General features: G+C 70.1%; 21 protein-coding genes and 1 pseudogene. 9 read left to right on the plus strand and 13 right to left on the minus strand.

Annotated elements, in window-relative coordinates; genetic code table 11:
* Positions 1–91: 91 nt before the first annotated feature.
* Positions 92–550, plus strand: coding sequence for an OmpA family protein (locus DI624_RS13470; RefSeq protein ID WP_291539476.1), 459 nt, complete (start codon positions 92–94; stop codon positions 548–550).
* 75 nt (positions 551–625) lie between these two features.
* Complete coding sequence (locus DI624_RS13475; RefSeq protein ID WP_291539478.1) at positions 626–2830, plus strand: thioredoxin family protein; 2205 nt, start codon at positions 626–628, stop codon at positions 2828–2830.
* Between the two features lie 3 nt (positions 2831–2833).
* On the opposite strand, the gene DI624_RS13480 is transcribed toward DI624_RS13475, so the two are convergent.
* From DI624_RS13480 to mutM, 4 genes are read right to left on the minus strand one after another with little or no spacing between them, the layout of a single operon-like run.
* Complete coding sequence (locus DI624_RS13480) at positions 2834–3748, minus strand: alpha/beta hydrolase (protein ID WP_291539481.1); 915 nt, start codon at positions 3746–3748, stop codon at positions 2834–2836.
* Between the two features lie 41 nt (positions 3749–3789).
* A complete protein-coding gene (locus tag DI624_RS13485) occupies positions 3790–4578 on the minus strand; it encodes an enoyl-CoA hydratase-related protein (protein ID WP_291539484.1) in 789 nt (262 codons plus the stop codon).
* A 48-nt stretch (positions 4579–4626) separates the two neighbouring features.
* Entirely contained in the window at positions 4627–5070 is a 444-nt protein-coding gene (locus DI624_RS13490; protein ID WP_291539486.1) for a hypothetical protein, read from the minus strand.
* A gap of 18 nt (positions 5071–5088) precedes the next feature.
* Positions 5089–5952: a bifunctional DNA-formamidopyrimidine glycosylase/DNA-(apurinic or apyrimidinic site) lyase gene (gene mutM / locus DI624_RS13495; protein ID WP_291539489.1), complete on the minus strand. Its 864-nt coding sequence runs from the start codon at positions 5950–5952 to the stop codon at positions 5089–5091.
* 137 nt (positions 5953–6089) lie between these two features.
* On the opposite strand from mutM, the gene DI624_RS13500 reads away from it, so the two are divergent.
* On the plus strand, positions 6090–8141 hold the full coding sequence (locus DI624_RS13500) for an OPT family oligopeptide transporter (RefSeq protein WP_291539491.1): 2052 nt from the start codon (positions 6090–6092) through the stop codon (positions 8139–8141).
* Positions 8142–8148: 7 nt separating this feature from the next.
* Here DI624_RS13500 and DI624_RS13505 read toward each other — a convergent pair whose 3' ends face one another.
* Together DI624_RS13505 and ubiG are read right to left on the minus strand one after the other, a co-directional pair.
* Positions 8149–8676 carry an AAA family ATPase gene (locus DI624_RS13505; RefSeq protein WP_291539493.1) on the minus strand — a complete coding sequence of 176 codons (528 nt, stop codon included), beginning with the start codon at positions 8674–8676 and terminating at the stop codon, positions 8149–8151.
* A complete protein-coding gene (ubiG, locus tag DI624_RS13510; RefSeq protein ID WP_291539495.1) occupies positions 8673–9491 on the minus strand; it encodes a bifunctional 2-polyprenyl-6-hydroxyphenol methylase/3-demethylubiquinol 3-O-methyltransferase UbiG in 819 nt (272 codons plus the stop codon). The genes DI624_RS13505 and ubiG overlap by 4 nt, the downstream gene beginning before the upstream one ends.
* Positions 9492–9547: 56 nt before the next feature.
* Here ubiG and DI624_RS13515 point away from each other — a divergent pair, with 56 nt between their 5' ends.
* The 5 genes and pseudogenes from DI624_RS13515 to DI624_RS13535 all read left to right on the plus strand — a co-directional run bounded on the left by DI624_RS13515 (position 9548) and on the right by DI624_RS13535 (position 16196).
* Positions 9548–10837, plus strand: coding sequence for an aspartate kinase (locus tag DI624_RS13515; protein WP_291539497.1), 1290 nt, complete (start codon positions 9548–9550; stop codon positions 10835–10837).
* Positions 10838–10886: 49 nt separating this feature from the next.
* Positions 10887–13163 carry a phosphoenolpyruvate--protein phosphotransferase gene (gene ptsP, locus DI624_RS13520; protein WP_291539517.1) on the plus strand — a complete coding sequence of 759 codons (2277 nt, stop codon included), beginning with the start codon at positions 10887–10889 and terminating at the stop codon, positions 13161–13163.
* Positions 13164–13274: 111 nt separating this feature from the next.
* A complete protein-coding gene (locus DI624_RS13525) occupies positions 13275–14387 on the plus strand; it encodes a helix-turn-helix domain-containing protein (RefSeq protein ID WP_291539499.1) in 1113 nt (370 codons plus the stop codon).
* A 48-nt stretch (positions 14388–14435) separates the two neighbouring features.
* A pseudogene (ispG, locus tag DI624_RS13530) lies at positions 14436–15482 on the plus strand (flavodoxin-dependent (E)-4-hydroxy-3-methylbut-2-enyl-diphosphate synthase); the annotation flags it as partial.
* Positions 15483–15653: 171 nt separating this feature from the next.
* Entirely contained in the window at positions 15654–16196 is a 543-nt protein-coding gene (locus DI624_RS13535; protein WP_291539519.1) for a YajG family lipoprotein, read from the plus strand.
* A 42-nt stretch (positions 16197–16238) separates the two neighbouring features.
* Here the strand turns inward: DI624_RS13535 and DI624_RS13540 are convergent, their stop codons facing one another.
* The 4 genes from DI624_RS13540 to DI624_RS13555 all read right to left on the minus strand — a co-directional run bounded on the left by DI624_RS13540 (position 16239) and on the right by DI624_RS13555 (position 18753).
* A complete protein-coding gene (locus DI624_RS13540) occupies positions 16239–16613 on the minus strand; it encodes a hypothetical protein (protein WP_291539501.1) in 375 nt (124 codons plus the stop codon).
* Positions 16614–16798: 185 nt separating this feature from the next.
* Entirely contained in the window at positions 16799–17575 is a 777-nt protein-coding gene (locus DI624_RS13545; protein WP_291539504.1) for a sulfite exporter TauE/SafE family protein, read from the minus strand.
* A gap of 31 nt (positions 17576–17606) precedes the next feature.
* Entirely contained in the window at positions 17607–18047 is a 441-nt protein-coding gene (locus tag DI624_RS13550; protein WP_291539520.1) for an Rrf2 family transcriptional regulator, read from the minus strand.
* Between the two features lie 61 nt (positions 18048–18108).
* The gene (locus DI624_RS13555) at positions 18109–18753 is read right to left on the minus strand and encodes a response regulator (RefSeq protein ID WP_291539507.1); all 645 of its coding nucleotides are present in this window, start codon (positions 18751–18753) and stop codon (positions 18109–18111) included.
* A gap of 222 nt (positions 18754–18975) precedes the next feature.
* Between DI624_RS13555 and prfA the strand changes: the two genes are divergently transcribed.
* The gene (gene prfA, locus DI624_RS13560) at positions 18976–20043 is read left to right on the plus strand and encodes a peptide chain release factor 1 (protein WP_291539509.1); all 1068 of its coding nucleotides are present in this window, start codon (positions 18976–18978) and stop codon (positions 20041–20043) included.
* Between the two features lie 4 nt (positions 20044–20047).
* Here the strand turns inward: prfA and DI624_RS13565 are convergent, their stop codons facing one another.
* The 3 genes from DI624_RS13565 to sucB form a co-directional block, all read right to left on the minus strand.
* Positions 20048–20386: a hypothetical protein gene (locus DI624_RS13565; protein WP_291539511.1), complete on the minus strand. Its 339-nt coding sequence runs from the start codon at positions 20384–20386 to the stop codon at positions 20048–20050.
* A 154-nt stretch (positions 20387–20540) separates the two neighbouring features.
* Positions 20541–21164: a glutathione S-transferase family protein gene (locus DI624_RS13570; protein WP_291539513.1), complete on the minus strand. Its 624-nt coding sequence runs from the start codon at positions 21162–21164 to the stop codon at positions 20541–20543.
* 59 nt (positions 21165–21223) lie between these two features.
* On the minus strand, positions 21224–22706 hold a 1483-nt coding region (sucB, locus tag DI624_RS13575; protein WP_291539515.1), incomplete at its 5' end, for a dihydrolipoyllysine-residue succinyltransferase.

A 22706-nucleotide genomic window follows, 5' to 3' on the forward strand; every position in this document is an offset into this window, starting at 1 on the left:
GCGCCACGTCGAAGAGGCGGCTTGTGCACGGACAGGCCGCCTCTTTGCATATTGGGGCATATTGGGCCGGTTCGCCGGCGGGAGGGCTGAGATGAAGTTTGCGAAAGGGGCTGCGGGCCGGATCGGCTTGGCGGCGCTGACGGTCGCGGGGATGGCGGCCTGTGCGCCGACGGCGAAGCGGACGGACCTGGTGGTGGGGGAATCGATCTGCGCTTCGGGCCGGTTCGACGTCTATTTCGTGGAGAACCAGGCGCGGCTGACCGATGCGGCGACCCTGCTGCTGAACACCGCCGCCGAAAAGGCCAGGGACTGCCGCATCCAGCGCGTGCGCGTGATCGGCCTGGCCGACGCCACGGGCGCGCCGGACGTCAATCTGAGCCTGTCGCAGCGGCGCGCGCGGGCGGTGGCGGACGCCCTGGCCCGCGCCGGGATGCCCGCCCCGGCCTTTGAACTGAACGCCGTGGGCGATGCGGGCGCCGTGACGCCGTCGGGCGCGGACGAACTGCTGCGCCGTCGCGCCGAGGTGATCATCGAGGCCGTGCCGCGCTAAGCCGACGATGGCGCGCGGGGGACGGAGGGGTTAGAGGTCGGTCCGCCCCGCCCGCCATTTCGGATACCGCCGCCCTTGCGTTCGCTCCCCCTTCTGTTCGGCCTTCTGTGGCTTCTGCTGTCGGCGGGGGCGGTCGTCGCCCAGCCGGTCGCGGGGCCGGTCGCTGGGCCAGTCGCGGGGCCGGTCGCGGGGCCGGCGACGGGCCGGGTCGCCTTCGGGCCGCAGCGCACGGAACGGATCGAGGCCGAACTGGTGCCCCTGTCGCAATGGGCCGCGCCCGGATCGACGACGGTTGTGGCGGTGCGACAGAAGATCGCGCCCGGCTGGCACACCTATTGGCGCAATCCCGGCGACAGCGGCGGGGCCACCAGCCTGACCTGGACCCTGCCCGCCGGGGTCGCGGTCGATCCGATCCTGTGGCCCCTGCCCCGCCGCCAGCGGCTGATGAGCCTGATGAACTACGGCTATTCGGGCGAGGTGCTGTTGCCGGTGCCGATCCATGTGCCGGCTTCGGCCCGGCCGGGCGAGGTCCTGACCCTGACGGCGGACGCGCTGTTTCTGGTGTGCAGCGACCAGATGTGCGTGCCCCAGCCCCTGACCCTGTCGCTGGCCCTGCCGGTGCGCGAAGGCGCCGCCCCCCTGGCCCGCCCGTGGGGCGCCGAGATCGAGCGGCTGGTCGAGACCGCGCCGCGCCCGGCCGGGATCGAGGCGCGGCTGACGGGGCGGGACGGACGGCTGGTCCTGACGGCGACGGGCGGACCGCTGGCGGGCGGCGACGTCGGCCAGGCCTATTTCTTTCCCTATGACGGCGACCGCATCGACCATGCGGCGCCCCAGACCGGCCAGGTCGGCCCCGACGGCCTGACCCTGAGCCTGACGCCTGGAAAGCGCGGCGCGGACACGGCCCTGACGGGCGTTCTGGCGACCGACAAGGGGGCCTGGGAGATCGAGGCCCGTCCCGGCCCGCCCTTGCCGGGCGCCCAGGGCCGGGGCGGCCTGGCCCCCTTGCAGGACGAGGACGCCCCGCCAAGCGGCGGCGGCGCATGGCGCTTCGTCCAGGCGATGGGGCTGGCGCTGCTGGGCGGCCTGGTGCTGAACCTGATGCCCTGCGTCTTCCCCGTGCTGGCGATGAAGGCGGCGTCCTTGTCGGCGGCGGCGCACGATCCGCGCCGGGCGCGCCGCGACGGCCTGGCCTTCGCCGCCGGGGTGCTGGCCAGTTTCCTGGTCTTGGCCGGGGCGCTGCTGGCGCTGAGGGCGGCGGGCCAGGCCGTCGGCTGGGGGTTCCAGCTGCAGTCGCCGGGCGTGGTGGCGGCCCTGGCCCTGACCATGCTGCTGGTCGGGCTGAACCTGTCCGGGGTCTTCCATGTCGGGGCCGGGTTGCAGAGCGCCGGGTCCGGGCCCCTGTCGCGCCTGCCCGGCGCGGCCGGCGCCTTCTTCACCGGCGTGTTGGCCGTCGTCGTCGCGGCCCCCTGCACCGCGCCCTTCATGGCGGCGGCCCTGGGCGCGGCCCTGGTGCTGGCCTGGCCCCTGGCGCTGGCGGTGTTTCTGATGCTGGGGCTGGGGCTGGCCCTGCCCTATCTGGCGATAAGCCTGTCGCCCGCCCTGCTGGCGCGCCTGCCCCGGCCCGGCGCCTGGATGACGCGGCTGAAGGGCGTCCTGGCCTTTCCGATGTATGGCGCGGCCCTGTGGCTGGTCTGGGTGTTCACGAAACAGGGCGGGATCGACGCCCTGGGCCTGTTGCTGACGGCGGCGCTGCTGCTGGCCTTCGCCGCCTGGCTGGCGGGCCTGGCCCAGGACGCGCGCCAGCATGGGCGGCGGCCGGCGATGGCGACGATCTGCGCCGCCCTGTCCGGGGTCCTGGCGCTGGGGCTGGCCGGGGTCGCGGCCGGGGCGGCGCGAACCGCCGACCCCGCGCCCGCAGGCGAAGGCGGCCCCCTGGCCGCCCAGCCCTGGTCGGCGGCGGCGACGGCCCAGGCGAGGGCCGAGGGACGGCCGGTGCTGGTCAATCTGACCGCCGACTGGTGCGTGACGTGCAAGATCAACGAACGGGCCGCCCTGTCGTCGCCGCGCGTGGCCCAGGCGATCAAGCGGGCGAACGCCCTCTATCTGGTCGGGGACTGGACGCGCCGCGACGACGCCGTCACCCGCGAGCTTCAGGCGCACGGCCGGTCGGGGGTGCCCCTTTATCTGGTCTATCGGCCCGGCCGGACCGAGCCGGAGATCCTGCCGCAACTGCTGACCGAAGGCGTGGTGATCGACGCCCTGAAGCCCGAACCCTGAGCCTCAGGCCAGGAAGCGGCGCACCGCCGCCAGGAAGGCCGACGGCTGTTCGATCATGACCTGGTGGCCCGCCCCCTCGATCCGTTCGAAGCGGGGCGGCTGACGCAGCCCTTGGAAGCCGTAGCGATAGAGGCCCTCCAGCCGGTTGCGCGGATTTTCGGGATCGCGGGTCCAGCCATAGACCACCGTGACCGGCGCCGTGATCTGGGCCAGGCGCGGGCGCAGATCGACGGTCAGGGCCTCGTAGAGACCTTGGGCCAGGACCCGCCGGTCGCCGCCCTGAAGCCCCAGGCCCTGGAACACCATGTCGCCGGCCAGACCCATGTCGACGCCCAGGGTCGCCGCCTGGCTCTTCAAGGCCTGGTCGCCGAACAGCAGAAGGGCCTGATAGCCCAGACGGGCCAGCGGCTCGACCTGGGCCGAGGTGGCGCGCGAATCGACCAGGGACGGGAAGAAGGGCGAGGAATCGACCACCATCACCCGCCCCACCCGCCCGCCCATGTCGGCGGCGACGCGCAGGGCGATCTGGCCGCCCAGCGAATGGCCGATCAGGGCGGGGCGCTCGATCCGCTGCTCGCGGATGTAGCGCTCGATTTCGGCCGCCGCCGGCCCCGCCAGGCCGCCGTCGGCGTTGCCGTCGATGGCGGTGCCGCCGAAGCCGCGCAGCGTGACCAGATGCACGCGATAGCGGTCGTCCAGCCGATCCGCCGTGGCGCGCCAGGCCGCGCCGGTCGACCCCAGGCCCGGGATGAAGACGACGTCCGGCCCGGACCCGCGCGTCTCGACGATGATCCGGTCCGAGGCGAAGGGCCGGGTCTGAACCTGCGCCTGGGCCTGGGCCTGGGCCCTAGCAGGCGCGGTCATAAGCGCGACCGCCAGACACGGGGCGACCAGCAGGAGAACGAGGAGACGAAACATGATCCCCGCCTAACGCCCGATCACGGCGATCGGTTGACGGTTCAGCGGCCCTTGAACTCGGGTTTGCGCTTTTCGACGAAGGCGGACATGCCTTCCTTCTGATCCTCGAAGGCGAACAGGGAGTGGAACAGGCGACGCTCGAACTGGACGCCTTGCGTCAAGGTGGTCTCCAGGGCGGCGTTGACCATCTCCTTGTTGGCCATGACCGCCAGGGGGCTTTGCGCGGCGATCCGGGCGGCGATCTTGCGCGTCTCCTCCATCAGGGTCTCGTGCGGGAAGACGCGCGAGGCCAGACCGGCGCGTTCGGCTTCGGCCGCGTCCATCATGCGGGCGGTCAGGACCATGTCCATGGCCTTGGACTTGCCGACCAGACGGGTCAGGCGTTGCGAGCCGCCGATGCCGGGGGCGACGCCCAGATTGATCTCGGGCTGGCCGAACCGGGCCTTCTCCGAGGCGACGACGAAGTCGCACAGCATGGCCAGTTCGCAGCCGCCGCCCAGGGCGAAGCCGTTGACGGCGGCGATGATCGGCTTCCTGAAGCGGGTTATGCGGTCGTGGCCCAGGGCGAAATAGTTGGCCGTGTACATCTGGGCGTAGGTCTGGTCCGCCATCTCCTTGATGTCGGCGCCGGCGGCGAAGGCCTTGTCGCCCGAGCCGGTCAGGATCAGACAGCGCACGCCGTCGTCGTGTTCGACGCTGTCGAGGAAGTCGGCCAGATCCTTGAACAGGGCCGCGTTCAGGGCGTTCAGCGCCTCGGGCCTGTTCAGGGTGACGACGGCATAGCCGTCTTCGCTGCGTTCGATCAGCAGGTTGGAATAGGCGTCGGACATGGTCGATCTCCTTTTGAGGGCGGTCATATAGCGGCGCTGCCGGACCCGCTAGCGGCGCGGCATCAGCGCCAGGGTCAGGGCCGCGCGGACCAGTTCGGCGACGACCACCAGGGCCAGCAGCAGATTGGCCGCGATCACCTGTCCGCGCGGCGCCGCCAGGTCCAGGCTCCAGCCGAAGACGGACGACAAAGCCAGGATCAGGGCGGTCAGCAGGATCAGCCCGACCAGCAGCATCAGGGCGACATGGCCGGCCTTCAAGGCGGCCGACAGGGTCGGCCCCTCGTCCAGCACCCGGGCGCGACGGCGGAACAGGCGGGCGATCAGACCGGTCGCGGCGGCCTCGGCCAGGGCGGCGACGACCAGGGCCGCGACGAACCACCAGACCAGGTCCGACAGGTCGCCCGACCGCACCCCCTGGACGAAATGGACGAAATAGGCGCCCCAGACCAGAAGGCCGACGACCAGACTGATCCAGAGGTGAATCTTGCGCATGGGTCGAACCTCTCGGGCCTAAGGTTTCTGGCAGGACGGACAGTAGAAGGTGGAGCGGCCGCCCTGGACGATGCGGGCGACGACGCCTGCGCAGCCCTGCCCCCGGCACGGCTCGCCCTCGCGGCCATAGACGTCGAACCGGTGCTGGAAATAACCCTGGCCGCCCTCGGCGTTGGCGAAGTCGCGCAAGGTCGAACCGCCCGCCGCGATGGCGTCGTTCAGCACGTCGCGGACCTGGATCGCCAGACGCTCCAGCCGCGCCTTCGACACCGACCCGGCCGCCACCAGGGGCGAGATGCGGGCGCGGTACAGCGCCTCGCACACATAGATGTTGCCCAGGCCGGCGACGATCCGCTGGTCAAGCAAGGACACCTTGATGTTCTGTGTCTTGCCGGCGAAGGCCTGGATCAGATGGGCACCGGAGAAGCCGGCGCCCAAGGGTTCGGGACCCAGGCCGGCGAACCAGGGATGGGTCTCGACCTGATCGCTGGGGATCAGGCCCATGAAGCCGAAGCGTCGGGCGTCGGCGTAGCCGATGCGGGTCGCCGCGCCGTCGCGCACGGCGCAGGCGGTGAAATGTTCGTGCTTGCCGGCGATGGGGGCCGGCTCCTCGAACTCGCCGAGCTGCGCTCCATCCAGGGTGAAGCGGCCGGTCATCCCTAAATGGGCGATCCAGGTCTCTCCGGTCGACAGGGGCATGAGCAGATATTTGGCCCGACGTTCGATCAGCTGGACCGTCGCCCCCTCCAGCCGCTCGACGAACCGCTCGGGGAAGGGGAAACGCAGGTCGGGCCGGTTGATCCCGACGCGCGACAGCCGCGCGCCCTGAAGCACCGGCGTCAGGCCGCGGCGGACGGTTTCGACCTCGGGAAGTTCGGGCATGGACGGGTCGTAGCCCGCCCCGAGGGCCAGGCCAAGGCGGCCCGATCCGCGTCGCGTCGCCCGCCGCGCGAACCGAGACGTGTTGCCGCCTGCGACATAATGCGCTTACGGTCCGCGCGAACGTGGGACCCCTTTCTATGACAGACGCCTCCGCCGCCCCGAAGGGCCGGCTCGAACTGACGCTCCGCGCCCTGGTGCTGGGCTGTCTGCTGGCGGTGATCTTCACCGCCGCCAACACCTATCTGGGCCTGCTGGTCGGCCTGACCTTCGCCTCGGCCATTCCGGCGGCGGTGATCTCGATGGCGGTGCTGCGGGCCTTCCGCACCTCGACCATCTGGGAGAACATGACCGTCCAGACCGTGGCCTCGGTCGGCGGGGCCATGAGCTCGATCATCTTCGTCCTGCCCGGCCTGGTGATGATCGGCTGGTGGCTGGAGTTCCCGTTCTGGCAGTCGGTGGCCATCTGCATCCTGGGCGGCGTCCTGGGCGTGACCTTCTCGATCCCGCTGCGCCGGGCCCTGGTCGTCAACGGCGGCCTGCCCTATCCCGAAGGCGTCGCCGCCGCCGAGGTGCTGAAGGTCGGCTCGCGCGGGGCCGAACAGACCGAAAGCGCGGTGCGCGAGAACAAGTCCGGCCTGTGGGTCGTGGTCGCCGGGGCCGTCGTCTCGGCCGGCTACGCCCTGCTGGTCGCGGGGCGGGTGTTCGCCGGCGAGGCGGCCCGGTTCTTCAAACTGCCCGCGGCCCTGGGCGGCGGAGCGACCGGCATGGGCTTCGGCATGCAGTTCGCGCTTCTGGGCGCCGGACATCTGATCGGCCTGACCGTGGGCCTGGCCCAGCTGTTCGGCCTGGTCCTGGCCTGGGCGGTCGCCGTGCCGATCCTGACCAGCCCCGACACGGTGGCCTGGCTGACGGCGCACGGGATCCCGTCCATCGCCTCGACCCTGCCGGCCGGGGCGCCGGCCGAAGAGCTGGCGAGCACCGTCTGGGCGCGCGAGGTGCGGTTCATGGGCGCCGGCGTGATCGGCGTCGCCGCGATCTGGACCCTGATCAAACTGGCCGGGCCGCTGATCGGCGGCCTGACCTCGGCCCTGGCCGCCAACGCCCGCCGCGCCCATGGCGAAGTGCTGGAGCGGACGGAACAGGACCTGCCGATCAAGCTGGTCGGCGGGGTCTCGGTGGTCTGCCTGATCGGGATCGCCGGCCTGCTGGCCTGGTTCGCCCAGAGCGCCCCGGCCCTGGCCGCCTCGACCCCGCTGCTGGTGATCGGCGGCCTGGTCTATGTGGTGCTGATCGGCTTCGCCGTGGCGGCCATCTGCGGCTACATGGCCGGCCTGATCGGCTCGTCCAACAGCCCGGTGTCGGGCGTCGGCATCCTGGCCATCGTCATCGCCTCGCTGCTGATGCTGGGCGTCATGGCCGTCGCGGGCGTGCCGGCCGATCCGTCCATCATCGCCTTCGCCCTGATCGTGACGGCGGTCGTCTTCGCCGTGGCCGTCATCGCCAACGACAACCTTCAGGACCTGAAGACCGGCCAGCTGGTCGAGGCGACGCCGTGGCGGCAACAGGTGGCGCTGATCGTCGGCGTCGGCGCCGGCGCCCTGGTGATCCCCTTCATCCTGAACCTGCTGAACCAGGCCTTCGGCTTCGAGGGCGGCCCGCCCGCCATCGTCGAAGGCGTCAAGACCCTGGCGGCGCCCCAGGCCACCCTGATCTCGGCCCTGGCGCGCGGCGTCATCGGCGGCGACCTGCGCTGGGACTTGATCGGCCTGGGCGCGGCGATCGGCGCGGTCATCATCGTGCTGGACGCCGTGGTCTCCAAGGCCACGAACGGCAAGATCAAGCTGCCGCCCCTGGCCGTCGGGATCGGCTTCTATCTGCCGGCCGCCGTCACCACCATGCTGGTCATCGGCGCGGTCTGCGGCTGGATCTACGACAAGGCCGTCTCCAGCACCCGCTACGCCGATGTGGCGCGGCGGATGGGGGTGCTGCTGGCCTCGGGCCTGATCGTGGGCGAGAGCCTGTTCGGCGTCTTCACCGCCGGCGTCATCGTGGCCACCCGCGACGACGCGCCCTTCGCCATGCTGCCCGAGGGTTCGGCCTGGCCGGCCATGCTGGCGGGCATCTTCGGCTTCGCCGTGGCGGTGATCGGACTGTATTCCTGGACGCGAGGCCGCGCCGCCAAGGTGTGATGGCGGCTCAGACCACCTGATCGAGAACGAAGGCGACCCGCTCGGCGATGGTCGCCTTCGGCATTTCTACGAGGCGATATCCATAGTGGGGATAGACCGCCGCCATGGCTTCATAGGTGCGTTTCGCCTCGTCGAAATCCTGACGTCGCTCAGCGTCTTGTCCGAAGATTTCGGGCCAGGGCGGAGCAATGAACACTGTGGGGTGATATCGCAGCATGCGCGCCGCATCGGACATGTGATCGGGGACCGGCAGGCCGCAAAGGGTCAGATAGCCGATGACGTCGGGCAGACCGCGATCGTGAAAGACAAGGCCGTTGGCTCGACTGCGGTCATGCGCTTCGATGTCATGCTCTAGCATGCGCTGCGCAAACAGCGCGCGGTCTCGCCAAGGCAGGGCGGGACCATCTACCGATTGTTGCTGGCGGATGATCGCGCGGCCGGCCTCGGGTTCGACGTCGTAGCCCAGGTTCGCCAGCGCCTCGATCAGGCTGGTCTTGCCCGAACCAGGTCCGCCCGTGACGACGACGCCGGTCATGCGGCTCGCGTGGCGACCATCATATAGTTGATCCCCGCGTCGTCCGACGGGCTCCAGCGGTCGTTCAGCGGGTCGTAGTTCAGGCCGTAGGGGCCTTCGACCGTCACCGGCTCGGCGGCCAGCATGGCGCGGATCTCTTCGGGCTTGAGAAACTGGCGCCAGTCGTGGGTGCCGGCGGGCACCCAGCGCAGGATGTATTCGGCCGCGACCTTGCCCAGGGCCAGGGACTTCAGGGTGCGGTTCAGGGTGGCGACCATCATCACCCCGCCCGGCCGAACCAGACGCGAACAGGCGCGCACGAAGGCTTCCGGGTCGGCGACGTGCTCGATCACCTCCATGGTCAGGACCACGTCGAACGGCCCCGCGCCCTCGGCCTCGATCTGCTCGACCGTGGCGGCGCGATAGGCGATGTCCAGACCGACCATGTCCGCATGGGCGCGGGCGGTGCCGATGTTCTCGCTGGAGGCGTCGATGGCCGTGACGTCGAAGCCCATCCGCCGCATCGGCTCGGCGATCAGCCCGCCGCCGCAGCCGACGTCCAGCAGGGTCAGCCCCTCGAACGGGCGGATCGCGCCCGCATCGCGGCCCAGACGGGCGCACAGCTGTTCGCGGATCAGCTTCAGACGCGCCGGATTGAACCGATGCAGCGGCGCGAACGGCCCGCGGGCGTCCCACCATTCGGCCGCCTGGGCCGAGAAGCGGGCCACGTCCGCCGGATCGATCGATGGGCCGAAAGCGGCTTCGGACGAATTTTGCGAGAAACCCTGCCCGGAACGGGGTAGGCGAGGCGAGGCGGCGCCGTTAGAAGCGGTCATGACGCGAGGGATGAACCTTTGCGGCCTTTCACGCAAGCAGGGGGCGGAACGCCACGATGACGCGGCCTGATTCTTCACGATCTGCGACGACAAGGCTGGTGATGAAGTTCGGCGGCACCTCGATGGGCGACCTCGAACGCATCCGCCGCGCGGCGCGCATCGTCGCCGCAGAGGCCGCGACCGGCAAGAAGGTCGCCGTGGTGGTCTCGGCCATGGCCGGCAAGACCAATGAACTGGTCGCCTGGACCGACGGCGCCGGTCCGGCCGCCGCCGGCCTGCCCCTGTCGGACGACGAATACGACGTGGTGGTCGCCTCGGGCGAGCAGGTGACGTCGGGCCTTCTGGCCATGACCCTGCGCAACATGGGGCTGGACGCTCGGTCGTGGATGGGTTGGCAGGTGCCGATCGTCACCGACGACGCCCATGGCCGCGCCCGCATCGTCGACATTCCCGCCGCGAAACTGGGCGCCGCCCTGGACGCCGGCCAGATCGCCGTCATTCCCGGCTTCCAGGGCGTGACCCCGGAGGGCAAGATAACCACCCTGGGCCGCGGCGGGTCCGACACCTCGGCGGTGGCGGTGGCGGCGGCGCTGGAATGCCCGTGCGACATCTATACCGACGTGGACGGCGTCTATACGACCGATCCCCGCATCGAGAGCCGGGCGCGCCGGCTGAACCGCATCTCCTTCGAGGAGATGCTGGAGATGGCGTCCCTGGGGGCCAAGGTGCTGCAAACGCGATCGGTCGAACTGGCCATGGCCAAACAGGTGCCGGTGCGCGTGCTGTCCAGCTTTATCGAACCTGACGAAAACGGCGCCCTGCCCCACGAGGCCGGCACCCTGATCTGCGACGAGGAGGAGATCGTGGAAAAACGCATCGTGTCCGGCGTGACCATGAGCCGCGACGAGGCCCGGATCACCCTGCTGGGCCTGTCGGACCGGGTCGACGCCCCCGCCGACGTCTTCACCCGCCTGGCCGAGGCCAATGTGAACGTGGACATGATCGTCCAGAGCCAGGCCCGCACCGCGGGTACGGTCAACCTGACCTTCACCACGGGCCGCCGCGACGCCGTGCGCGCCGCCGACATCATGAAGGCCGCCCAGGCCGAGCTGGCCTTCGAGGAGATCCGCGTCGACGAGGACGTGGCCAAGGTCTCGGTCGTGGGCGTGGGCATGAGGAGCCATGCGGGCGTCGCCCAGACCATGTTCAAGGCCCTGGCCGACAAGGGCGTCAAATTCCAGGCCATATCGACGTCCGAGATCAAGATCAGCGTGCTGATCGACGCCGCCTACGCCGAACTGGCCGTGCGCGCCCTGCATTCGGCCTACGGCCTGGACGCGCTATAGGTGATCTGAACAGGGCGCCTACATCACAGGAAAGGGCGCGGGAGGGATGATGCCGGCAGGCGGCGCGATGACCAGGGGACCCAGGATCCTCCTGCGCCAGATCCGCGAGGCTCTGGGCGGGGCGGGCGCGGGCGCCACGCCGGCGCAGGACCGGCTGAACATGGTCGTCCGCATCATCGCCCGGTCGATGGTCGCCGAGGTCTGCTCCATCTATCTGCGCCGCGCCTCGGGCGAGCTGGAGCTGTTCGCCACCGAGGGTCTGAACCCCGACGCCGTCCACAACACCCGCCTGCGCCCCGGCGAGGGTCTGGTGGGCGAGGTGGCGCGCATGGCCCAGCCGATCAGCCTGTCGGACGCGCCGTCGCATCCGGCCTTCTCCTATCGGCCCGAGACGGGGGAAGACCCCTATCACGCCTTCCTGGGCGCGCCGCTGCTGCGCGGCGGGCGGGCCATCGGCGTCCTGGTCGTGCAGAACCGCACCGAGCGGCGCTACGACGAGGAAGAGGTCGAGGACATCCAGACCATCGCCATGGTCCTGTCCGAGACGGTGGCGTCCGGCGAACTGCTGGCCCAGGACGAGCTGCGCGACGTCGAACTGGCGCCCCACCGGCCCGAGCGGCTGAAGGGTCAGAAATTCGCCGACGGCCTGGCCTTCGGTCGGGTCGTGCTGCACGAGGCGCCGCTGGCCCCCGAACGGCTGCTGTCCGACGATCCGGCCATGGAGGAGGCGCGGCTCAAGCTGGCCCTGGCCACGCTGAAGACCGGGCTGGACGTCATGCTGGACAAGGGCCAGGGCCTGGCCGGCCCCTCGTTCGAGGTGCTGGAGACCTATCGGATGTTCGCCGACGACCGGGGCTGGAACCGGTCGCTGGAAGAGGCGGTGCGCAACGGCCTGACCGCCGAGGCGGCCGTCGACCGGGTGCGCAACGAACACCGCGCCCGCTTCGCCCAGGCGCGCGATCCCTATATCCGCGAGCGGCTGCACGATTTCGAGGACCTGGCCAACCGGCTGCTGAGGGTGCTGGCGGGCGACAAGCCGGGCGAGCGCGAACTGCCCGACGACGCCATACTGGTGGCCCGCAACCTGGGGCCGGCCGATCTGCTGGAATATCCGCGCGACAAGCTGAAGGGGCTGTTGCTGGAGGAAGGTTCGGCCGCGAGCCACGCCGCCATCGTGGCGCGGGCGCTGCAGATTCCCTGCGTCGGGCGGCTGATGGGGCTGCGCGACCGCCTGTCCGAGGGCGACATCGTCATCGCCGACGGGGAGACGGGCGAGGCCTATCTGCGGCCCCGCCCCGACATGCTGGAAGCGGTGCAGTCGCGCATGGCCGTGCGCGACCAGCGCCGGGCCGAGTTCGCCCAGCTGCGCGACACCCCGGCCATGACCCTGGACGGCCAGCGCATCAGCCTGTTGACCAACGCCGGCCTGGCGGTGGACCTGGAGAACCTGAAGGAGACGGGAGCCGAGGGGATCGGCCTGTTCCGCACCGAATTCCAGTTCATGGTGTCGGACGAACTGCCCCGGCTGGACGCCCAGACGGCGCTTTACAAACTGGTGCTGGACGCGGCCGGCGACCGGCCCGTCACCTTCCGCACCCTGGATATCGGCGGCGACAAGGTGCTGCCCTATCTGGAGGCCGAGCGGGAGGAAAATCCGGCGCTGGGCCGGCGCGCCATCCGCCTGGGCCTGGATCGGCCGTCGCTGTTGCGGATGCAGCTGCGCGCGCTGCTGGCGGCGGGGGCGGGACGAGAGCTGCGCGTCATGTTCCCGATGATCGCCACGGTGGACGAGTTCCGGGCCGCGCGCGAATTGGTCGATGTCGAATGCGCCTGGGCCCGGCGGCGCGGACGGGCCCTGCCGGCCCTGTTGCGGGTCGGGGCCATGGTCGAATGCCCGTCGCTGCTGTGGCACCTGGACGCCCTGCTGCCGCTGACGGACTTCGTCTCCATCGGCACCAACGACCTGTTCCAGTACATGTACGCCGCCGACCGGACCAATCCGCTGGTGTCGGACCGCTACGACCCCCTGTCGCCGCCGACCCTGCGCGCGCTGCAGACCATTCAGAAGGCCTGCGCCGACACCGGAACGCCGGTTTCGATCTGCGGCGAACTGGCCGGGCGGCCGCTGGAGGCCTTTGCGCTGATCACCCTGGGCTTCACCCGGCTGTCGGCTCCGGCGGGCGGCGTCGGTCCGGTCAAGCGGATGATCCTGTCGGCGGACCTGACGGCGGCGCGGCGCGGCATGACCAATCTGCTGAACCTGTCCACCGGCTCGGTCAGGAACGAGATCGAATCCCTGGCGCGCAAGCTGAACGTCTCGGTCTGAGCGCGAAGGCGCGGCGTCGGCGGCGTTGCTGGCGATGGCGCAATCGTCTATCCCGGCGGCTGTTGCACGGCCGTTTCGAAACGGTCCCTTCCCGGACAAGGGTCAGGCCTGATGGCGTCGAATGCGGGGATCGGCCCCGATGCGTTGAAGACCCCTGCGGAGGGGGCGGACCCGGCCGCCGCCTTCGCCGAGGCCGCCACATTCGGCGAGGGCCTGCGCCAGGCGCGCGAGCGGTCGGGCAAGTCGATGGCCGAGCTGGCCGCCGAGACCAAGGTGCATCGCCGTTTCCTGACCGCCCTGGAACAGGGGGACTGGTCGTCCCTGCCCTCGCGCGTCTTCGCCCTGGGCTATGTGCGGGCCTACGCCTCGGCCCTGGCCCTGGACGAGCAGCTGGCGGTCGAGCGGTTCAAGCAGGAAAGCCCCGACACCTCGGTTCCCCTGAAGGCGCCGATCGGCGTGGCCTTCCAGGACGTGCGCCGCCACTCGCCCCGCATCGTCGCCGGGATCGCGGTCCTGATCCTGGCCGTGATCGGCTGGAACGTGTTCCAGCGGGTCAGCCTGCGCCAGGCCGCCCATCCCTCCGACATCGCCATGACGCCCCGGACCTGGGCCGGGGGGGACGCGCCCGACCCCCGGTTCACGCTCAGCGCCCCCATGGCCGCGCCGCCCGACCAGACCACGCCCGCCCCCTACATCACCCGCGGACTGGAGGCGGAACTGACCGGCGTCGATCCGGCGGACCCCGCCGCCGTGGCCGCCGCCGCCCATCCCGAGCCGGTTCAGAAGGCCTTCAACCCGCGCGGCGCCGTCTATGGCGCGCCGGCCAACGCCTCGATGGTCGTGATCCAGGCCCGCACCGCCGGCGCCCTGGTCGTGCGCCTGGGCGATGGACAGGCGCTGTTCGCGCGCCAGATGGCGCCGGGCGAGGCCTGGCGGGCGCCGATCGGCGTCGCCGCCACCGTCGACGTGTCTGATCCGGCCGCCTTCGACGTCTATCTGAACGGGGAATACGGCGGGCCGCTGGCCGGGGTGCTGACGCCGCTGGCCCAGTTGAACAGCCGCGCCGACCAGGCCGCCAAACAGCTGGCCGCCGCCCAGGCGCGCGCCCAGGTCCAGGCCCAGATCCAGGCCCAGATCCAGGCCCAGGCGGTCCGCGCCCAGGCCGCGACGGCGACGCCTCAGCCGGGGTCCGCGCCAGCCGCGACGCCGCGCGCGCCGAACTGATCGGTCGGCCGTGGTCCCGCCGTCATCATCGGCCTATATGATCCAGTCATGAGCGACCACACCCACGTCCGACCCTGGCGCCATATCGAGCGCCGCAAGAGCCGCCAGATCCGCGTCGGCTCGGTCCTGGTCGGCGGCGACGCCCCGATCAGCGTCCAGTCGATGACCAATACGCCGACGTCCGACGCGGCGGCGACCCTGAACCAGATCCGCCAGTTGGAGGAGGCCGGGGCCGACATCGTGCGCGTCTCCTGCCCCGACGTGGAATCAACGGCGGCGTTTCGCACCATCGCGCGCGAGGCCAGGGTCCCCTTGGTCGCCGACATCCATTTCCACTACAAGCGCGGCGTCGAGGCCGCCGAGGCCGGCGCCGCCTGCCTGCGCATCAATCCGGGCAATATCGGCAGCCCCGACCGGGTGCGCGAGGTGATCCAGGCCGCGCGCGACAACGGCTGCTCGATGCGGATCGGCGTCAACGCCGGCTCTTTGGAAAAGGAGCTGCTGGAGAAATACGGCGAGCCCTGCCCCGACGCCATGGTCGAGAGCGCGCTGAACCACGCCCGTATCCTCCAGGACAACGACTTTCACGAGTTCAAGATTTCGGTGAAGGCGTCCGACCCTTTCCTGACCGTCGCGGCCTATCAGCAGCTGGCCGAGGCCATCGACTGCCCCCTGCACCTGGGCGTGACGGAGGCGGGCCCCTTGCGCACCGGCACCATCAAGTCGGCCATCGGCCTGGGGTCGATGCTGTGGGCCGGGATCGGCGACACCATCCGCGTCAGTCTGGCCGCCGATCCGGTCGAGGAGATCAAGGTCGGGTTCGACATCCTGAAATCGCTGGGCCTGCGCCACCGTGGCGTCAACATCATCGCCTGCCCGTCCTGCGCCCGCCAGGGCTTCAACGTCATCGAGACGGTGGCGGTGCTGGAGGAGAAACTGGCCCATATCTCGACCCCGATGAGCCTGTCGGTGATCGGCTGCGTCGTGAACGGACCCGGCGAGGCCCTCTATACCGACATCGGCTTCACCGGCGGCGGCAAGGGCGCGGGCATGATCTATCTGAACGGCAAGATCGCCCACAAACAGGCCAACGACGAGCGGCGGAGCTTCAGGCGGCGGAATAGGCCGCGATCCGCAGCGCCGGGTAGCACCCTTCACATTCCCCGCGCTAGAAACGGGCGATCGGCGTTGGCCGATTCTCTTAGTTTCCTTGGGGGAAAATCAATGAAAGCGAACATCTTCGCCGGCTTGGCCTTGGCCGGTCTGATGGGCCTTGGCGCCTGCGCCACGTCGGAAGACATCGTTCCGGTGCCCTATGCCGTCAGCACGGCCGCCGCCACGCCTGGCGCTCAAAACATCCACGTCACCGTGGCGTCCAGCGATGCCCGCACTGAAAACCGCGCGCGCATCGGCGTCCAGATCAACGGCTACGGCATGGAGATGGCCGCGATCCGGTCTCAGGTCGAAGTGACGGATATCGTGCGCGACGCCATCGCCGCCGAATTGCGTCAGCGCGGCTATCAGGTAGGCGACACAGGCGCGCGAGTGAATGCCGAGGTTACGACCTTCTACAACGACTTTTCGGTCGGGATGCTGGCGGGCAAGTCCAAGGCCGACGTCGGCCTGACCGTCACTGTGACCAATGCGTCTGGCGCGGAAGTCTATCGCCGGGCGATCGCCGGGCAGGCCGAGCGGACCGTGCAACTGGCCAATGGCGGAAACGCCGCCACGACCCTGTCGCAGGCCTTGAGCCTCGCCCTCAAGGAACTGATGGCCGATCCGGCCTTCGTCGCGGCCCTGGCCCGCTGAGATGGAAAGACGGGGGCGCGCCCGGCGCGCCCCCGCCGACGATCAGGCGCCGAACGCCCGCTTGCAGATTTCTTTGCCGAAGGCCTCGGTCATCTGTTCTTCGGCCTGGCTCATGCCGGCGGCCGCGATCAGCCCGCCGCCGCCGACCGAGCGCGTGATATCGAAGTCGGCCACCTTTCGTCCCGTCGCGGGGTCGATCAGAACGGCTTGGCCCTTGATCACGTTGGAATCGCCGACCAGGAACGTCATGGCCGGGTTGGCCTTCTTGAACTCCGTCACTCGAACCTCCAGCCGCAGAGGCGTCGCGCCCGTGGCGCAACGATCGGTTTCCTGACGGACCTGAGTGGCGAAGACCTGTTCGAAATCTTCCGACACGTTTTCAGGGCGGCCGGTGAGAACGATTTGTCCCACCGACATCGCTGCAGCCTGTTCACGCGGTATGGCGAGGATGGTGTCTCCGCTGCCGGACGACACGCAACCGCTGACGCAGAGCGCAGCGAAAGCCGCGCCAACATATTGAATCTTCATGATAAGCCCCATGCGCGAAAACTGCGCAAGGCGAACATATCCTGAAATGCGCCGCTTGCAACCGAGCGTGAGCGTCAGATCACCTTGAACAGGCGCAGGGCCTGGTAGCCGGCGGAGATCAGGACCACGAAGCCGACCCCGTAGGTCAGGGCGCGGCGGGGCGCGATGCGGGCGACGATCCCGGCCAGGGGGGCGGCGATCAGGCCGCCGACGATCAGGCCCAGCACCGCCATGGCATGGGTGGAGATGCCCTCGGCCTGTTCCCAGTGGCCGGTCAGCAGCGCGGCCAGGAAGGTGGCGGAAATCGCCGAGGTGACGAAGAACTCGGCCGTGTTGGTGGTGCCGATCGAGGCGCGCGGGTCCTGGCCCGTGCCGACCAGGGTGGTGGTGACGCTCGGCCCCCAGCCGCCGCCGCCGATGGCGTCGAAGAAGCCCCCGATCAGGCCCAGCGGCCCGGCGAACCTGGGCGGGAATATCCGCTCGCGCGTCTGGCGGGTGGCGCGCCAGATGATGACCAGACCCATGACGGCCAGATAGGCGGTGATCCACGGCCTCAGCACGTCGCCGTCGATGCTGGTCAGCACGAAGGCCCCCAGCCCGCCGCCGATCACGCCGCCCAGGGCCAGCGGCGTGAACAGCTTCCAGTTCACGTTCTTGTTGACGGTATGCGAACCGGCGGAGGCGGCGGTGGTGAAGACCTCGGCGGCGTGAACGCTGGCCGAGGCGGGCGCGGGCGGCACGCCGAACGACAGCAGGACGGTGGAGGAGATCACCCCATAGGCCATGCCCAGGGCGCCGTCGACGATCTGCGCCAGGAACCCGACGGCGAGGAAGAGAAGGAAATCTTGCATTGCGGCCCCTGAGACGCGCGGACGGTGCGGTTTATTTCCCTAGCGGGTCAATAGGAGAAGTTTTGGCGGCGGCTTGCAGAAGCGTTCGCGCCTCGAACACCGAGGCCAGGGCGTCGCGTCCGTCGCGCAGGACCGGCTGAAGCGGGCAGGTTTCGACGTCCGGGCAGGTCTCGCACGGGCCGTAGGCGGTGCGCGAGGCGCAAGGCGTCAAGGCCAGGGGCCCTTCCAGGGCGCGGATCACATCGGCGAAGCTGATGGCGTCGGCCGGGATCGCCAGCGCATAGCCGCCCGATCGACCCCGCCTGGACATCAGAAGCCGCTGACGCCGCAAGTCCAGCAGAATGGCCTCCAGGAACTTGCGCGGGGCCGCGGCAGCCTCGGCGATCTCGGCGATGGTCGCGGGGCCGCCGCCGGGCAGCCCGGCCAGATGGACCATGGCGCGCAGGGCGTAGCGGGACCGATTGGACAGCATGGCCTGTGATCGCGCGCCGCCGCCCCGGGCGCAAGACGCCATCGCCCGGCCGATCCATCCGTCAGGCCGCCTGGCCGATCCGGGCCACGGCCTCCAGGATCTGGGCCCCGTTGTAGGGCTTCAGCACCAGGGCCTCGGCCATGTCGGCGTGCCGGGCGGCGGCGGCCACGTCGCCGGAGACGAAGACGACCCGCACGTCCCAGCGCGCCGTCAGCACCTGGGCCAGCTCCACCCCGGTCATTTCGCCCGACAGATTGATGTCCAGTAGGGCGGCGTCGATGGAATGCAACGCCGCGGCGGCCTCGGCGGCGGCCGCGTTGTGGAAGGGGCCGACGACGCTGTGACCGGCCTCGGACAACAGTTCGGTCAAGGAGGCGGCGGCGTCCGCATCGTCCTCGACCACCAGCAGCGTCAGGGGGCGCGCGTCGGCGTGCGGCGCGGTGCGCGGGTCGACCTCCGGCTGCTGGCGCGTGACGACCGCGCGCAAGTCCTTCCATACCTCTGCGGCGGGCCGGTCGGTGTCCAGATCGTAGATGGCGGCCATGGCGTTCAACTCCCTGGCGTCTTCCGGCGACAGGGCGCCGCCGGTCTCGGCAAGGCGGCTGTCATAGAGGCGGCACAGACGTTCGACGCTGTCCGAGACCAGGTCCGCGGACGCGGCCCGGCCCTGAGGTGCGGTTTCCGAAACGGCGGGTCGATCGAACAAGGCATGCTCCTCACGCTGGTCAGACAGCCAGCTAAACGGTCGGGCCGCCGTTCGTAACCACGACTGACGCCATCGTTATCGGGGATCACAAAGGCGGCGCCGGCCTTGATCGCCCATTCGCAGGCGCAGCGCCTGCGCCGCCGCGCCTTCCGGCGCTTGCGGCATCGACAGGCGCCGCCCGCAGGGAGTAGAGACCAGCCCCTCCACCAGAGGGACTAGAACTTGCGACTGCCCCAGGCCCGTCTCGATCAGGTGCTCGACCGTTTCCACGAGGTGGAGGCGCGAATGGGTTCGGCCGCCGACGGGGCCGAGATCGTCCGCCTGTCCAAGGAACACGCCGAGCTGAAGCCGGTGGCCGACGCCGTCCAGGGCCTGGCGCGCGCCCGCGCCGAGATGGACGATCTGAAGGCCATGACGGCCGATCCCGAAATGGCGGCGATGGCCGAGGACGAACTGGCCGCCCTGACCGAGCGGCTGCCCGAACTGGAGCGCGAGGTCGCCCTTCTGCTGGCGCCGCGCGACGCCGACGAAAACGCCTCGGCCGTGCTGGAGGTGCGGGCCGGCACGGGCGGCGACGAGGCCGCCCTGTTCGCCGGCGACCTGTTCCGGATGTATTCGCGCTACGCCGCCGCGCGCGGCTGGCGGATCGAGCTGGATTCGGCGACCGAGGGCGACGCCGGAGGCTATAAGGAGATCATCGCCACCGTCACCGGCGAGGGGGTGTTCGGCCGGCTGAAGTTCGAAAGCGGCGTGCACCGGGTCCAGCGGGTGCCGACCACCGAGGCGGGCGGGCGGATCCACACCTCGGCCGCCACTGTCGCCGTCCTGCCCGAGGTCGAGGACGTCGAGATCGATATCCAGGACAAGGACATCCGCATCGACACCTTCCGCGCCTCCGGCTCGGGCGGCCAGCACGTGAACAAGACCGATTCGGCCGTGCGGATCACCCACCTGCCGACCGGGATCGTGGCCACCAGCTCCGAGAAGTCCCAACACGTGAACCGCGAAAAGGCGATGAAGAACCTGCGGGTGCGCCTCTATGACATGCAGCGGCAGGCCAAGGATCTGGCCCGGGCGGATTCGCGCAAGTCCCAGGTCGGGTCGGGCGACCGTTCGGAACGGATCAGGACCTACAACTTCCCGCAAGGGCGGGTGACGGACCACCGGATCGGCCTGACCCTGCACAGCCTGCCGCAAATCCTGGAAGGCGATATCGACCCGCTGCTGGACGCCCTGATCGCCGAGGACCAGGCGGCGCGACTGGCCGACCTGGAAGCCGAGTTCGGCTGAACCGTCAGCCCAGCACGCCCATCAGCGGCATCGTCAGGACCAGGGCGGTGGCGGCGGTATAGGCCGCGAAAGCATGGACCGCGCGTCGCCGACCGGCTGCAGCCGGGTCGTTCGGATAGGCGCGATTGGCCCAGAGCAGATAGGCCGCCTGGATCGTCCAGCCCGCCAGGAAGGCGACGACGGCCCAAGCGCTGAGCGCGGCCAGGGCAAGCCCCGAGGCCAGGACCAGCAGCCCGCCCAGGGCGATCACCCCGTCCGCCAGATGGTCGTCGAACGATGTCGACACCAGCCCCGACAAGGCCTGCTGGAGCCGCCAGTTGAGCCAGGCCTGATACAGAAGCATCAGTCCGCCCAAGACGTAAAACACCCCGATCGCGCGCGCCGCCCACTCCATGGCGAGAATAAGGCCATGAAATCGGGCGACCTGAAATGCGTTAAATCAAACGGCCGCGACGATGCTGGCGGACCGACGCCGCAAAGACACAACCGTTGGTATTTCAGCGCGCCCGCTCAGCTTCCCAGGCCAGGACGCGCTGGACGGCAGGACGCTGCGACATTCGCCGGAAGTGGGCGGCGACGCGGGGGAAGCGGGCGATGTCGACCCCGTCGCCGTCCAGCCAACCCGAGAAGACGAACAGATACGGGTCGGCGACCGAATAGGCGTCGCCCATGACCCAGTCGCCCGTCAGGCCCGCCTCGATCAGTTCGAAACCGGCGCCCATGTTCTGGGCCACCTTGGCGGCCATGCTGGCCTGAGCGGCGGGATCGTCGCTCCAGCGAGCGGCGCGGCGACCGTGGGCGTGGGCGACGTGGATGGTCGAAGCCAGATAGAGGTTGAAGGCCTGCATCCGGGCGAAGTCGAACGGATCGGCGGGCGCCAAGGCGGCCTCCGGCGCCAGGGCCGCGACATAGGCCAGGATGGCCGGGCCCTCGGTCAGGACGCCGCGGTCGGAGACGAGCGCGGGCACCCGCCCCTTGGGATTGACGGCCAGGAAATCGGGCCTGGTCTGATCGGCCTTGGCGAAATCGACGAAGCGCGGCCGATAATCCAGCGCCGCCTCTTCCAGCGCGATATGGCTGGCGCGACTGCACGAGCCGGGCGAGGTGTAGAGGGTCAGCATCGGCGAGGCCTTTCGGTCGAAACGAAAGGGGGCGACCGAACCGGCCGCCCCTTCGTGACTTACAGGTCCAGAAGCGCCCGCTGCGGGTCTTCCAGCAGTTCCTTGACCCGGACCAGGAAGGTCACGGCCTCCTTGCCGTCCACGATCCGGTGGTCGTAGCTGAGGGCCAGATACATCATCGGCCGGATCTTGACCTCGCCGTTGATGGCCATCGGGCGCTGGACGATGTTGTGCATCCCCAGGATACCCGACTGCGGGGCGTTGAGGATCGGCGTCGACATCAGCGAGCCATAGGTGCCGCCGTTGGTGATGGTGAAGGTGCCGCCCTGCATCTGATCCATGGTCAGGGCGCCGTCTCGGGCGGCCTTGCCCAGGGCGCCGATGCCCTTTTCGATGCCGGCGAGCGACAGGGTGTCGGCGTCGCGCAGGACCGGAACCACCAGACCCTTGTCGGTGCCGACGGCCACGCCGATGTCGTAGTGGTTCTTGTAGATGATGTCCGTGCCGTCGATCTCGGCGTTGACGGCCGGGATTTCGTGCAGGGCCGCGACGACCGCCTTGGTGAAGAAGGACATGAAGCCCAGCTTCACGCCGTGGCGCTTTTCGAACACGTCCTTGTACTGGGCGCGCAGGGCCATGACGTTGGTCATGTCCACCTCGTTGAAGGTGGTCAGCTGGGCGGCCGTGTTCTGGGATTCCTTCAGGCGACGGTGGTCGGCGCGGGGAGCGGCAGGCGCGGCAGGCGCGGCCGGGGCGGCGGCAGGAGCCTGGCCGATGGCGGCGATGGCGTCGCCCTTGGTGATGTTGCCCTTGGGCCCCGTCGCGTTGATGGCCTTGGGGTCCAGGTTGTTTTCGGCGACCACCCGCTGGACGGCGGGCGACAGGGCGTCGTTCCGGCCGACCTGGGCCGAGCCGGTGTTGGCGGGCGCGGCGGCGGCCTGAGACGCCGCCGGGGCGGCGGCGGCCGGGGCGGCGGAGGCGCCCGAGCCCGAAACCGAACCGATCTTCTGACCCGGCGTGACGGTCGCGCCTTCGTCGGCGGCGATGGTCAGGACGCCGTCGGCGGGCGACGAGACTTCGACGGCGACCTTGTCGGTCTCGATCTCGACCAGCAGTTCGTCCTTCTTGACCGCATCGCCGTTTTTCTTGAGCCACTTGCCCATCGACCCCTCGGCGACGCTTTCGCCCATGACCGGCACGGTGATGTCGATGGCGGCGGCTTCCGCGGGCTTGGCCGAGGCGGCCGGGGCCGGCTTGGCCTCGCCCTTGGCGGCCTTGGCGGGGGCGGCGGCCGGAGCGGCGGCGGCGCCGCCGCCCTCGGTCACGGAACCCAGGACCGTGCCCGGAACGACCGTGTCGCCCTCGGCGGCGTTGATGGCGCCCAGGACGCCGTCGGCCGGGGCCACGACCTCCAGCGAGACCTTGTCGGTTTCCAGTTCGACCAGCAGTTCGTCCTTCTTGACCGCGTCGCCGACCTTCTTGGTCCATTTGGCGATGGTGGCTTCGGTGACGGATTCACCGAGGGCGGGGGTCAGGATGTCG

This window comes from Brevundimonas sp. (assembly GCF_003248455.1).
Lineage (GTDB): Bacteria > Pseudomonadota > Alphaproteobacteria > Caulobacterales > Caulobacteraceae > Brevundimonas.